Below are 13,470 nucleotides of genomic sequence, written 5' to 3'. Positions count from 1 at the left end.
GTATCATTAGGCGGCAAATTAATCGGGTACGGGTCAATGACATTCAGAGATTTTGAGGCGGAAGAGAAACTCTTCAAGCGGCGTGTGATAGTAGCCTTTGGCCTGGTGGTCATCTGTTTTGGCATCCTGATTTACAACCTTTACAATTTACAAATTCGCGAGCACCAATATTACACCACCCGCTCAAATGCCAATGACATCAAAATGCTGCCTGTCGCCCCAACGCGCGGCATCATTTACGATCGCAACGGTATCCCGCTGGTGCGCAACGTCACCTGGTACGATATTTCCGTTACCCCTTATAAAATCAACAATATGGATGCCCTGCTGAAGCAGCTATCACCGATTGTTGACCTTACACCTGAAGATATCGATCAGTTTCGCCATGAGCTAAAATCCAGCAGCCGCTATCGCCCGGTGGTGCTCAAAAATGCGCTGACCGACGTGGAGATTGCCCGTTTCTCGGTTAACCAGTTTCATTTCAGTGGCGTCACCATCAACAGCTATGAAGATCGCCAGTATCCGTATGGCGCAGAACTGGCGCATGTGCTCGGATATGTTTCTAAAATCAACGACAGCGACCTGAAAGCCCTGGATAAAAAGGGGCTGGCGGAAAATTACGCCGCCGATCACAACATTGGCAAGCAGGGGATCGAGCACTATTACGAAAACGATCTGCACGGTAAAACAGGTTACCAGGAAGTTGAAGTCGATAACCACGGACGCATCGTGCGCCTGATAAAAGATGTGCCGCCCGTCGCCGGGAAAGATATCCATCTGACGCTGGATTTACACTTACAGGAATACATCGAGAGCCTGCTGGTCGGCCAGCGCGCTGCCGTGCTGGTTGAAGACCCGCACGATGGCTCGGTGTTGGCGATGGTCTCTAACCCCAGCTATGACCCAAATCCGTTCGTCAAAGGCATCAGCTACCAGGAATACAACACGCTGCTGCAGGATAAAGACCTGCCGTTGATTAACCGCGTCACTCAAGGTTTGTACCCTCCCGCCTCCACGGTTAAACCGTACATGGCCATGTCAGCGTTACTCAACGGCGTTATCACCCCGCAAACCAGTTTCTTCGGCGCGCCGACCTGGACATTGCCCGGCACCGAACGTCATTATCGCGACTGGAAAAAAACCGGTCATGGCATGCTGGATGTCACCAAAGCGATTGAAGAGTCTGCCGATACGTTCTTCTATCAGGTGGCGTATATGATGGGCATCGACCGGATCAACAGCATGCTCAGTCAGTTTGGTTACGGCAAACCCACCGGTATCGATCTTGATGAAGAGTACAACGGCCTGCTACCGAGTCGCGACTGGAAGCAAAGAGTGCATAAGAAAGCCTGGTATCAGGGAGATACGATTTCGGTCGGCATCGGCCAGGGATACTGGATTGCTACGCCGATCCAGATGGTAAAAGCGATGGTGGCGCTAATTAACAACGGGAAAGTGATCGCCCCTCACCTGTTGCAGAATGAAGCGAGCGGCAAATCTGTTACGCCTTATCATGCCAGCATGGCGGAGTCGCAAATTGCCTCTGCCTCATCGCCCTACTGGGGACTGGTACGCGAGGCAATGTTTGGCATGGCCAATGCACCGAACGGGACTGGTTATAAATTCTTCCATACCGCACCTTACGGAATTGCGGCGAAAAGCGGAACCTCACAGGTTTTCAGCCTGAAAGAAAACCAGACCTACAATGCGAAGATGATCCCCATCCGCCTGCGTGACCACGTGTTCTATACCGCGTTTGCGCCGTACAAAAACCCGAAAGTCGCGGTGGCATTGATTCTGGAAAACGGCGGCAGCGACGGCGTCACCGCCGCGCCGGTCATGCGTCAGATTATGGATCATCTGTTTGTGCCGCAGGAAAACAGCGCACAACCCGATGTTGTCACACATTCAAGCCCGACGATCGCAACGTCATCGGGCATCGCCATCAAAAATACTTACGCAAGTATTCGGTAAGACACAGCATCGCCATCGCCTGTCCGTAAGGCATGGAAGTCCGTGGAATGTTGCGGTAAAAATCGAGATTGTGTCCCATTCCGGTACCAAACGAGGTGTGCAGCAATTCACCCTCAGGGGAAATATGTTGCACAATGCCTCTGATCGCCTTTTCTGCCACCGTTGCATATTCCTGACCGACATAGCGTTTACGTACCGCTTTGAGGATCCCATAAGCAAATCCGGCGGTAGCCGAGGCCTCCAGATAAGCGTGCGGATCGTCCAGCAATGTATGCCACAACCCGCTCTCATCCTGACACTTCGCCAGAGCAGCAATTTGTGCATTCAGCACCTGCACCAGATAGCGGCGCACGGCATTATTTTCTGGCAAATCAATCAGCTCAAGAAATTCCGGAATAACGATAGTTAACCAACTGTTGCCGCGCGCCCAGCGGGCGTTAGCGAAGTTATGGTTCCCTTCATAACTCCAGCCGTGGAACCACAGGCCCGTTTCTTTATCCATCAGGTTTTGCACATGCAGCAGGAACTGATACGTCGCTTCTTCAACGTACTCGGGGCGGTTGAGCAGTTTGCCAATCTTCGCCAGCGGTAAAACTGTCATCATCAGCGTGTCGTCCCACATCTGCTGATGATTCTCTTCCGCCAATGTGATGTGCTGCATGCCGCCAAAATCGGTACGTGGCATTTCATGCATCGCCCACTCAGCCCAGGAGTCAAGCCACGGCAGATATGCCGGATTACGCGTCTCTTCATAGCGATACGCCAGCGTCAAAAACGGCGCCATGGTGTTAACGTTTTTGGTGGTCGCGCCTTCGGCAAAGCGATCGGCAAACCAGCCATCGATGATATCACGCATCGTTTCGTCGCCAGTTTGCTGGTAATACTGATACATCCCGTACAGGCCGACGCCATGCGTCCACTCCCATCCGGCCCAACCTTTAGTATCAATCACGCGTCCGTCATCCAGTCGCAGCAAGAACTCACCGCTTTCATCATGGATATTGACCAGGTTATGCGTCACCTTTTTGATGAGCGTTTTTAACGCATCTCGGGTAATAAAATGTTCAGGCTGACGTAACAACGGGCTGTGTTTAACCGGATAAACAATCATTTACTTAACCTCTGTGCAATGTCGAATTCAATGCGGTGCCCTGTTCCAGTTTCGGCGCGGGACGTCCTTATACGGCCACAGTAAAAGCTAACCGCACGGGAAACCTTTTTATTTCTGCCAGGGATAATAGCAAGATGGCAACAGCACAAAGAGTCCGGCAACGTAAGTCACCTATTTTATAAAACAGCGTTTCTTTTTAATTAAAGAGGCAAAACAAAAGCGCGACGCAGCCAGCTGTTTCATCTACTGACTGCTATTTAAGAAGGGGAATTAACGATAGTTCACAATCACCTGGTTGCTTTGTACTTTCAAGGCGGGGATCAGGCGACCACCGCCGGGCACTTCCCAGACAAAACGCATTGGCTCAACGGCAGGAACATTATTAAACCCGTGGGTGGTACCGCTTTGCCCATCCAGCTCTACGCAGCGGGACTGCGAACATAAACGCACCCGCAGCCCTGCGGGCGTGGGACCGTTCAGCTCGTAACGCCAGGCTACCAACGTCATCAGCCCCGAAACCGGCTGACCGGGGACCAGCGGCGCGGACGAAGCAGACTGCCCGCGATGATTTAAGGTAATCCCCATGCTGCTGGCCTGCCAGGCCCCTTCTCCGGTGGCCTGCGCCACCAGCGGGAGGAGTAACAGCCACAGAAACTTACGCATTATTTACCTCCAATGGTCGCGGTCATGCGGATATGGCGGTTATCCGAAAGTTCCATGTTCGACAACACCACCAACTGCGGTATGCTGCGGCGCAAAAAGCGGGCCAGTAGCGGTCGCAGCGCATGATTCACCAACAGTACCGGTGGCGCGCCCAGCATCTCCTGACGCGATAACGCCTCCTGAGTCTGCGCCAGCAGTCGGTCTGCAAGCCCTGGCTCCAGGCCACCGCCCCCTTGCAGAGCCTGCAACAGCAAGCGCTCAAGCGGTGTATCCAGACCAATAACCTGAACTTCATCATTACCCGGGAACCACTGCTGAGTAATCGCCCTTCCCAGCGCCACGCGCACCACGGCGGTGAGTTCATGCGGATCGTTTTGCAGCGGCGCGTGTTCGGCCAGCGTTTCGAGGATGGTACGCATATCGCGAATCGGCACTTTTTCATCCAACAAATTCTGCAGCACTTTATGCAACGTGGTCAGCGTTACCACGCCCGGCACCAGATCCTCTGTCAGTTTCGGCATTTCCTGCGACACGCGATCCAGCAGTTGTTGCGCCTCCTGACGACCAAACAGTTCAGCGGCGAACTGCCCAATCAGGTGATTCAGATGCGTGGCGACCACGGTACTGGCTTCCACCACCGTGAAGCCCTGGATTTGCGCCTGTTCTTTCAGCGCGCTTTCAATCCAGATAGCGTCCAGACCGAAGGCCGGATCGACCGTTTTTTCACCCGGCAGCGAGCCCGCCGCGGTGCCAGGGTTGATGGCCAGCCAGCGCCCCGGATAGGCATCTCCGCTGCCAATCTCCACACCTTTCATCAGGATACGATAGCGCGCAGGCTGCAGATCCATATTGTCACGAATGTGCACCACCGGTGGCAGGAAGCCCATATCCTGGGCAAATTTCTTACGAATACTGCGAATTCGCCCCAGCAATTCGCCATCCTGCTGAAAGTCCACCATCGGGATCAGGCGATACCCCACCTCCATCCCCAGCGAATCCTCCAGTTGGACGTCGTTCCAGGTCGCTTCCACCACCGCATTATTTTCCGGCATTTTGACTGACTGGGGTTCCGCAGGGGCTTTTGTCTCACGACCGCGCAGCCACCAGGCCAGACCCAACAATGCCGCGGTAAACATCAGGAACACCATGTTCGGCATGCCAGGCACCAGCCCCAGCAAGCCGAGTACCGCCGCACTGAGCACCATCACGCTGGGGTTGCTGAACAGCTGGGTCACCATCTGTTCACCGACATCCTGATCGGTACTGACGCGGGTTACGATAACCCCCGCCGCCGTGGAGATAACCAGCGCTGGAATCTGCGCCACCAGCCCGTCACCGATAGTCAGCAAGGTGTAGCTTTCAGCCGCACTTCCCATACTCATGCCGTGTTGTAATACCCCCACCAGCAGGCCGCCGACCACGTTAATCACCATGATCAGAATACCGGCGATGGCGTCGCCACGTACGAATTTACTCGCACCGTCCATCGAGCCATAAAAATCGGCTTCCTGGGTCACTTCAGAACGGCGTTTTTTCGCTTCATCTTCACCAATCAGTCCGGCGTTGAGATCGGCGTCAATCGCCATCTGTTTACCGGGCATCCCGTCCAGCACAAAGCGCGCGCCGACTTCAGCAATACGACCGGCACCTTTGGTGATAACCATAAAGTTGATGATGACGAGAATGACGAAGACCACGATACCGATGGCAAAATTACCGCCGACCAGGAAGTGACCAAACGCTTCGACCACCTTCCCCGCAGCCGCTGAACCGGTATGCCCTTCCATCAAAATAATACGCGTTGACGCAACGTTAAGCGCCAGCCGTAATAAGGTGGTGAACAGCAAAATCGTCGGGAAGGCAGCAAACTCCAGCGTTCGCTGGGTGAACATCGCCACCAACAGCACCATGATCGACAGCGCAATGTTGAAGGTAAACAGTAAGTCGAGGATGAAGGCCGGCAGCGGCAGCACCATCATCGACAGGATCAGCAGGATGAGGATCGGCCCGGCAAGAATTTGCCATTGCGTGGATTTCAGGTTGCCGGGCAGACGCAGCATCGCGACCAGATTAGCCATCAGTATTCTTCTCGTTCATAAAATCCAGTGCTTCAGGCACCGGAAGGTTTCCAGGTTGTGGTGGCGGCTTGCCGCCGGCCAGACGCCAGCGTTTTAATTGCCATACCCATGCCAGCACTTCCGCGACGGCAGCATACAGCTGGCCGGGTATTTGCTGACCAATTTCAGCATGGCGATATAACGCACGCGCGAGCGGCGGTGCTTCTAAGGTTGGGACGCGATGTTCCGCGCCAATTTCGCGAATACGCAACGCCACCAGCCCCGCCCCTTTGGCGACGACGCGTGGCGCGCTCATTTTGTTTTCGTCATATTGCAGCGCGACAGAATAGTGCGTGGGGTTAGTTACTATAACGTCCGCTTTCGGCACATCCGCCATCATGCGCCGCTGTGCTGCCGCACGCTGCATCTGACGAATTTTTCCCTTAACGTGCGGGTCACCTTCGCTTTGTTTATATTCATCACGAATATCCTGCCGTGACATGCGCAGCTTTTTCACATGGCTGTAAATCTGGAAAAAAACGTCAAATCCCACCATCGGGATCACCCCGAGTACTACCAGCAGCGCGCACATGCCGACTAAATCGAGGGCATTGCCCATGGCCGTAATCGGCGATTCGGCCATCAGACGCATCATCTCCGGCCACTTGTGCCAGAGATAGAATCCAGCGACGCTGCCGACCAGCGTCGATTTCAGGATCGCTTTCAGCAGTTCGGCCCCGGTTTGCGCAGAAAACATGCGCTTAATACCCGGCAGCGGATTCAACTTGGAAAATTTGGGCTGTAGCGATTTGCCGCTGAAGATCAAACCGCCCAGCATCACCGGGGAGATCAACGCCACCAGCACCACGCCGGTGATCAGCGGTAACAGCGCAATCATGGCGTCTTTAATAAGCAGAATAATTTGGCTGAGGATCAGATTCGGGTCATTGACCATACTATGGTCAAAACGCAGCCCGGCCGACAGCATCCCCGCCAACCGGCGGGCAAGCGACTCCCCACCGATCCAGATAATGCACACGCCCACCAGCAAAATAAGCAGTGAGGTCAGCTCCTTGGAACGGGGGACCTGCCCTTCTTCCCGCGCTTTCTCAAGTCGGTGGGGTGTGGGGGCTTCTGTTTTGTCGTCGTCGCTTTCTTCTGCCACGCATCAGACCCTGGATAGAGACACAGGCGAGAATGATGCCAGAAGAGCAATACAGCAATGGGGAGAGTAAGCGGCAAAAAAGACGGGGTTTATGGCTTTAAGCTGAATGACGTGCAAGCCGGATGAGAGGCTTAATCCCCAACATCCGGCCTGTACATATCAGAACCCGAGGCTATCCAGCAGGTCGTCAACCTGATCCTGGCTTGCCACGACGCCAGCTTTCGAGGTGTCAACCTGCGGGCCGTTCAGCAAACTTTCGTTTTCACGTTTTGGACGAGCGCCCTGCTCCGGGATATTCTCCAGCAGCACCATTAACAGTTGACGCTCAATTTCCTGAATGACGTCCATCATGCGCTTGATAACCTGACCGGTGAGGTCCTGGAAATCCTGTGCCATCATGATGTCCAGCAACTGGGCATTGGTAAAGCTGGTATGTCCAGGGACATCGCCAAGGAACTGACGGGTATCGGTCACCAGTTCACGGGCATCAGACAGTTCAATCGGATTTTCGAACCATTCGTCCCAGCGTTTGCTCAGATTTTTGGCCCCTTTTTCCATCGCGTCCTGGTGCGGTTGCGAGGCTTCTACACTGTTCAGCGCACGCTCTGCCGCCTGTGCGGTCATCTGCACAACGTAATCCAGACGATCGCGCGCATCCGGGATGGCTTCCGCCGCTTCAGCGATGGCCTGATCCAGCCCCAGCTCGCGCAGGCTGTCGCGCAGCATTCGGGTCAGACTACCGATGCGCGCGATGATATCCCCTGCTGAATGCTCATCAGCAGGTTTAATTTGTGGTTGCATCATCATCATCACACCCTCACATACCCAGTTTCTCAAAGATCTTATTGAGTTTCTCTTCCAGCGTCGCCGCCGTGAAAGGCTTCACCACGTAACCACTGGCACCCGCTTGTGCGGCGGCAATGATGTTCTCTTTCTTCGCTTCTGCCGTCACCATCAGCACCGGCAGAGAGGACATGCCACCGTCGGCACGGATGGTTTTCAGCAATTCCAGTCCGTCCATATTCGGCATGTTCCAGTCAGAAATGACAAAACCAAATCCCCCAGCCTGCAGCTTGTTCAGCGCATCCACACCGTCTTCAGCTTCTTCAACATTGTTGAATCCCAGCTCTTTTAACAGGTTACGCACGATGCGTCGCATGGTGGAAAAGTCATCCACAACCAGAAACCTCAGCTCTTTATCCGCCATAAAATACTGCTCCTCATTAAATACGTATTGCCTGTCCGGCACTGATTTTCGCCAGCATCTGCTGGCTTACCTGGCTAAGATCGACCACTTCGCTCACGCCACCCATATTGATGGCCTCGCGCGGCATGCCGAACACCACACAACTTGCTTCGTTTTGCGCAATGGTCCAGGCGCCTGCCTGGTGCATCGCTAACATTCCGGCGGCGCCATCGTTGCCCATCCCCGTGAGGATCACGCCCACGGCGTTGCGCCCCGCCTGTTTCGCCACCGAATGAAACAACACATCCACAGAAGGGCGATGCCGGTTGACCGGCGGCCCATCATGAATCTTGATCACATAGTTCGCGCCGCTGCGGGCCAACTCCATATGTTTGTCACCCGGCGCGATATATGCATGTCCCGGCAACACACGCTCGCCATCTTCCGCCTCTTTCACGCTTATCTGACACAGTTTATTCAGGCGTTCGGCAAACGAACGGGTAAAACCGGGTGGCATATGCTGGGTAATAATCACAGCCGGGCTGGAAAGCGGCAGCGGCTGTAAAACATGGCGTATCGCCTCCGTTCCCCCGGTCGACGCGCCAATGGCGATCAGTTTTTCAGAACTGAGCAACGGCACCGCTTTCAGCGTCTTCGGCGCCTCAATGGGTTTATGCGCCGTCAGACGCGCGCGGGATGCCGTGCGCACTTTCTCGGCAATCATCTCGCTGTAAGCCAGCATGCCTTCACGGATCCCTAACTGCGGTTTAGTGACGAAATCAATCGCCCCCAACTCCAGCGCTCGCAGCGTAACTTCCGAACCTTTCCCGGTCAGAGAAGAAACCATCACCACCGGCATCGGGCGCAAACGCATCAGCTTCTCAAGAAAATCGAGACCGTCCATGCGCGGCATTTCCACATCCAGCGTCAGGACATCGGGATTGAATTTTTTGATTAAATCCCGGGCAACCAGCGGATCGGGTGCCGTCGCGACCATCTCCATGTCGCTGTGACTGTTAATAATTTCAGTCATGATTTGACGCATCAATGCGGAATCATCGACCGACAAAACCCTGATTTTACTCATGATTTATCCTTAACTGGCGCATGCGCATACACCGTCTGTCCGCGCAGGCTAAACTCGCGCACAAGGTTGCTAAAGTTTTCTGAGTGACCGGCAAAAAGCAGCCCATCAGGTTTCAGGAGTGGAACAAAACGGTGCAAAATGTCCTGCTGTGTCGTTTTATCAAAATAGATCATGACGTTACGACAAAATATGGCGTCGAATGGGCCAGGCACGTTGTACTTTTTATCCAGTAAATTCACGCTCGAGAATTCAACATGGCTCGCCAGTTCCTGACGCACGCGCACCAGCCCTTCATGCGGTCCGGTACCGCGCATGAAATAACGCTGTAGCTGTTGCGGCGACAGCGTTTTCAGTTCATCGAGGCGATAAATGCCGTTTCTGGCCTTCTCCAGTACTTCGGTATCAATATCGCTGGCAAAAACGCGCCAGCGCCCCGGTGCCATACCCAACGTATCGGCCAGCGTGATCGCAATACTGTAGGGCTCCTCACCGGTAGAGGCCGCCGCGCTCCAGACACGGTATTCGCCGCCACGCCGACGCGCGTGGTCGGTCAGTACCGGAAAATGATGTCCTTCGCGGAAAAAAGCGGTCAGGTTGGTGGTCAGGGAGTTAATAAAAGCCTGCCACTCAGCGCTGTTCTGGTTGGCTTCCAGCATGCTGAGATAGCGACCAAAGTCATCCAGTTCCAGGGTACGTAAGCGACGCACCAGGCGGTTATAAACCATATCCCGCTTGTGGTCGGCCAGCACGATACCCGCGCGCTGGTAAATTAATTGACATATCCGACGAAAATGCGCGTCAGACAGCGCGAGGCGCTGTGTCATCTGTAACAATAATGACGTTTGCCCGGGGGGCAGAGATGATGTCATAGCGCCTTCTCAATCACATTCAGGATACAACGGGCGCAGCCAGCAGCTGCGCCAATTTGTGTTGTGTTACGGTTTGCTCTTCATGCTTAAAAACACGAATCAGGCAGAAAGATTCTCTGCCCGTTCGACGTATTATCCGGTATGGGCTACCGGTTAAAATGTTTCCCAATTGCCATCGGGTTCAGTGTTTAGCTGGCGCGAGGTTGAAACGGGAACCGCTGTCTCAGCTTGTCGTGCATCGCGTGATTTCGCCGACAGTGGACGTGAAGCCAGGCGGAAAGCCGACACCGACTGGGTCAGGCGACTGGCCTGCTCTTCAAGCGCGGCGGCGGCGGCGGCCGACTCCTGCACCAGCGAGGCGTTCTGCTGCGTCACTCGGTCCATCTCGGACACGGCGAGCGCAACCTGGTCAATGCCACGGCTTTGTTCATCAGAGGCCGACGCAATTTCGCCCATGATATCGGTGACGCGGGTCACTGCATTGACGATGTCATTCATGGTTTCCCCCGCGCTTTCTACCAGTACCGAGCCGGTATCGACCCGTGAAACGGAGTCTTCGATCAGTGCTTTGATCTCTTTCGCCGCCTGCGCGCTACGGCTCGCCAGATTACGTACTTCTCCCGCCACCACAGCGAAACCACGGCCCTGCTCACCGGCACGTGCAGCTTCGACCGCCGCGTTCAGCGCAAGAATATTAGTCTGGAAGGCAATGCCATCGATAACGCTGATGATGTCGGCGATTTTCTTCGAGCTATCGGCGATTTCGTGCATGGTATTCACCACACCATCAACCACCTTGCCGCCGTGCTGTGCGGTATCGGAAGCGCTTTTCGCCAGTTGAGAAGCCTGACGTGCGTTGTCCGCATTTTGCTTCACCGTCGCGGTCAGCTGTTCCATGCTGGCCGCCGTCTCTTCCAGCGCAGAAGCCTGCTGCTCGGTACGTGATGAAAGGTCAGTGTTACCACTGGCAATTTCGCTGGTACCGGAATAAATCGCATCGGAACCTTCGCGCACCAGGGTGACCGTTTCAATCAGCGAACGCTGCATATGATCAACCGTACTGGCCAGTTCGCCGATTTCATTGCGACCGCTGACGGTTAGTGAGGTGGTTAAGTTGCCGCTGGCAATCTCCCGGATATGGGCAATAACGCGAGCAAGAGGGTTAAGCAAGGTATGACGGATGCCGTACCACACCACCACCAGAATCAGCACCAGTACTACGGCCAGAACGCCGAGCTGCCATTGGGCAAAATGGTAATCCCGTGCGCTTTCATCAAACGCTTTAAGGTAGAGTTTTTCACTGACGCTGGCATATTTTCCGAGCGCCTCACCCAGTGCGTTTTGCATTCCCTGGGTCGGCTGAGCGAAGTACGCATCCATGTTGCCGTTTTCCAGAAACTGCACCAGTTCCGTTAACGCCGCATGATACTGCTGATATTTCTCATCTACGTTAGCGCTGGCTTCTGCCATCTCTGGCAACGGCGTGATGTTTTTGAATTTTGCGTAATGCGTTTGTGCCTGCTCCAGCGTACCTTTCGCATTCTTCAACAGATCGTTTTTCGCACTACTCTGCTGGTTGGACGTATCCATCATCATGCGCGCAGAGGAGCGGCTCAGGTTAATGCGCGTTTGCAGCATTAAGTCCCATGTTGAGGTGAGTTCACTTTGCTGCTGGCGTAAATCGTTAGAAATGACAAAACTTTGCTGATTCTGCTGCAATGAGGAAAACAACAGACCACCGGAAACAAGCTGTAGCAGTGCGAAAACCCCCAGCACCATCATCAGCATTGTGACAACGCGGATACGGTTAAACATAAGGCACCTTCCTGAAAACGAGTTATCACTGTTATCGGCATCCCCCCGAAGAACTTTACGTTTGCGAAAAGGAAATCCTGCAGGAAAGAGAGGAGTAAAAACGCGGATGCACAAGCACCACAACAAAATGGATAAAAAATTAAAAAAAGTTGTATCCCTCCCGGCTTTAATTCAATTTATATGATGAATGTTTTGCTACCACTTAATAAGTACAAAAAATGAGTAGCTAAAAAATACATGTTAAATCAACACTGAGGGATTTTTAGTGGCAAACGCAAACAAACTCACGTTGTTCATCGTGGTCTTTATGCTGGCGGGGATCCTGTCAGGCGCAGTGATCCACTCCTGGGCCTCACCGGGCGTGGTGACCGCCTGGGCTGATAATATTACGCTGCTCACCGACATTTTCTTGCGACTGATTAAGATGGTTATTGCGCCGTTAGTCTTCAGTACGCTGACCGTCGGCATTATGCGACTGGGGGAGACATCTACCATTGGTCGCGTCGGGGGCAAAGCCATGCTCTGGTTTATCAGTTCATCCGTGCTGTCTATTCTGGTCGGTCTTTTCGTTGTCTCCCTTGAACAACCAGGGAGTGGGCTCAACCTGGCCATTCCTCTGGAGGCAACCGATACAGGCCTTGCCGTAAGCGGTATGAGCCTGAAAGGTTTTCTCACTCACACCATCCCGACCAGCATCGCCGAGGCGATGGCCAATAATGAGATCCTGCAAATCGTGGTGTTCTCGATGTTCTTCGGTATCGGTGGAGCTTCGCTTGGTGAGAAATTTAACGCGCCGCTGGTAGCCGCGCTGGACGTGGTCTCCCATATTATGCTGAAAGTCACCGGCTACGTGATGTATGTTGCGCCGCTGGCTATTTTTGCCGCTATCTCCTCCGTCATCGCCACCCAGGGCTTAGGGATCCTGCTCAACTATGCGTCTTTCATCGGCGGTTACTACGTCGCCATTCTGCTGACCTGCCTGGTCCTGCTGGCGGTCGGTTATGTGATGTTGAAAAAAGAGGTTTTCCGCCTGGTCAGCATGCTGAAAGATCCGGTGCTGGTAGCCTTTACCACCAGCAGCTCTGAAGCCGCCTATCCAAAAACGCTCGAACAACTCACGAAGTTTGGCTGCTCGCGCAACATCGTGTCGTTCGTGCTGCCAATTGGCTACTCCTTTAACCTGGTCGGCTCGATGGTGTACTGCTCTTTTGCCTCGATGTTTATTGCGCAGGCCTATAACATTCACCTTTCCTTCGCAGAAATCACCGTCCTGATGCTGACGCTGATGCTGGCGTCAAAAGGAATTGCCGGTGTGCCACGTTCAGCACTGGTGGTGCTGGCGGCAACGATTCCGAGCTTTAATATTCCGGTCGCCGGGATTCTGTTATTGATGGGTATCGACCACTTCCTGGATATGGGCCGCTCAGCGATTAACGTATTGGGCAACGGGATCGCCACCGCGATGCTGGCACAGGATGAGGGTTTACTGGAGGAAGAACCAGAGCTGATTGAACGGGAAGCCTAAGAGATAATAATGCCGGAT

At 53.9% G+C, this 13,470-nt stretch carries 11 protein-coding genes; 2 read left to right on the top strand and 9 right to left on the bottom strand.

The features are described from left to right. Nucleotides 1–36: 36 nt before the first annotated feature. Nucleotides 37–1,974 (top strand): penicillin-binding protein 2, encoded by a 1,938-nt coding sequence (mrdA, locus tag JQ822_RS04660; RefSeq protein ID WP_213132467.1) that lies wholly within the window; start codon nt 37–39, stop codon nt 1,972–1,974. On the opposite strand, the gene bglB is transcribed toward mrdA, so the two are convergent. From bglB to tar, 9 genes are all read right to left on the bottom strand, one after another. Continuing rightward, nucleotides 1,946–3,085, bottom strand: a complete 1,140-nt coding sequence (gene bglB, locus JQ822_RS04655; protein WP_213132466.1) for a beta-galactosidase BglB — start codon at nt 3,083–3,085, stop codon at nt 1,946–1,948. The two genes, mrdA and bglB, sit on opposite strands and share 29 nt — an antisense overlap. A 270-nt stretch (nt 3,086–3,355) precedes the next feature. Continuing rightward, the gene (gene flhE / locus JQ822_RS04650; RefSeq protein WP_213132465.1) at nt 3,356–3,748 is read right to left on the bottom strand and encodes a flagellar protein FlhE; all 393 of its coding nucleotides are present in this window, start codon (nt 3,746–3,748) and stop codon (nt 3,356–3,358) included. Then, nucleotides 3,748–5,826, bottom strand: a complete 2,079-nt coding sequence (gene flhA, locus JQ822_RS04645) for a flagellar biosynthesis protein FlhA (RefSeq protein WP_213132464.1) — start codon at nt 5,824–5,826, stop codon at nt 3,748–3,750. The genes flhE and flhA overlap by 1 nt, the downstream gene beginning before the upstream one ends. Then, the gene (gene flhB / locus JQ822_RS04640) at nt 5,819–6,970 is read right to left on the bottom strand and encodes a flagellar biosynthesis protein FlhB (protein WP_213132463.1); all 1,152 of its coding nucleotides are present in this window, start codon (nt 6,968–6,970) and stop codon (nt 5,819–5,821) included. Before flhB ends, flhA begins: the two co-directional genes overlap by 8 nt. A gap of 159 nt (nt 6,971–7,129) precedes the next feature. Continuing rightward, nucleotides 7,130–7,774, bottom strand: coding sequence for a protein phosphatase CheZ (cheZ, locus tag JQ822_RS04635; RefSeq protein ID WP_213132968.1), 645 nt, complete (start codon nt 7,772–7,774; stop codon nt 7,130–7,132). A gap of 13 nt (nt 7,775–7,787) precedes the next feature. Then, nucleotides 7,788–8,177: a chemotaxis response regulator CheY gene (gene cheY / locus JQ822_RS04630; protein ID WP_045444172.1), complete on the bottom strand. Its 390-nt coding sequence runs from the start codon at nt 8,175–8,177 to the stop codon at nt 7,788–7,790. A gap of 16 nt (nt 8,178–8,193) precedes the next feature. Then, nucleotides 8,194–9,243, bottom strand: a complete 1,050-nt coding sequence (gene cheB, locus JQ822_RS04625) for a protein-glutamate methylesterase/protein glutamine deamidase (RefSeq protein ID WP_213132462.1) — start codon at nt 9,241–9,243, stop codon at nt 8,194–8,196. Further along, a complete protein-coding gene (gene cheR / locus JQ822_RS04620) occupies nt 9,240–10,112 on the bottom strand; it encodes a protein-glutamate O-methyltransferase CheR (RefSeq protein ID WP_213132461.1) in 873 nt (290 codons plus the stop codon). Before cheR ends, cheB begins: the two co-directional genes overlap by 4 nt. Nucleotides 10,113–10,265: 153 nt before the next feature. Then, nucleotides 10,266–11,927 (bottom strand): methyl-accepting chemotaxis protein II, encoded by a 1,662-nt coding sequence (gene tar, locus JQ822_RS04615; RefSeq protein ID WP_213132460.1) that lies wholly within the window; start codon nt 11,925–11,927, stop codon nt 10,266–10,268. Between the two features lie 265 nt (nt 11,928–12,192). On the opposite strand from tar, the gene JQ822_RS04610 reads away from it, so the two are divergent. Continuing rightward, complete coding sequence (locus JQ822_RS04610; RefSeq protein WP_213132459.1) at nt 12,193–13,452, top strand: dicarboxylate/amino acid:cation symporter; 1,260 nt, start codon at nt 12,193–12,195, stop codon at nt 13,450–13,452. Nucleotides 13,453–13,470 lie beyond the last annotated feature (18 nt).

Source organism: Citrobacter sp. FP75 (assembly GCF_018342065.1).
In the GTDB taxonomy this organism is placed as follows: Bacteria; Pseudomonadota; Gammaproteobacteria; order Enterobacterales; family Enterobacteriaceae; genus Citrobacter.
The sequence above is the reverse complement of the archived record's forward strand: the minus strand, read 5'-3'. Positions and strand labels throughout refer to the sequence as shown.

Excerpts from the sequence above, each read along its gene's own strand:
- mrdA (WP_213132467.1), top strand. The coding sequence starts at position 37 with ATGACATTCAGAGATTTTGAGGCGGAAGAGAAACTCTTCAAGCGGCGT.
- bglB (WP_213132466.1), bottom strand. The coding sequence starts at position 3,085 with ATGATTGTTTATCCGGTTAAACACAGCCCGTTGTTACGTCAGCCTGAA.
- flhE (WP_213132465.1), bottom strand. The coding sequence starts at position 3,748 with ATGCGTAAGTTTCTGTGGCTGTTACTCCTCCCGCTGGTGGCGCAGGCC.
- flhA (WP_213132464.1), bottom strand. The coding sequence starts at position 5,826 with ATGGCTAATCTGGTCGCGATGCTGCGTCTGCCCGGCAACCTGAAATCC.
- cheZ (WP_213132968.1), bottom strand. The coding sequence starts at position 7,774 with ATGATGCAACCACAAATTAAACCTGCTGATGAGCATTCAGCAGGGGAT.
- cheY (WP_045444172.1), bottom strand. The coding sequence starts at position 8,177 with ATGGCGGATAAAGAGCTGAGGTTTCTGGTTGTGGATGACTTTTCCACC.
- cheB (WP_213132462.1), bottom strand. The coding sequence starts at position 9,243 with ATGAGTAAAATCAGGGTTTTGTCGGTCGATGATTCCGCATTGATGCGT.
- cheR (WP_213132461.1), bottom strand. The coding sequence starts at position 10,112 with ATGACATCATCTCTGCCCCCCGGGCAAACGTCATTATTGTTACAGATG.
- tar (WP_213132460.1), bottom strand. The coding sequence starts at position 11,927 with ATGTTTAACCGTATCCGCGTTGTCACAATGCTGATGATGGTGCTGGGG.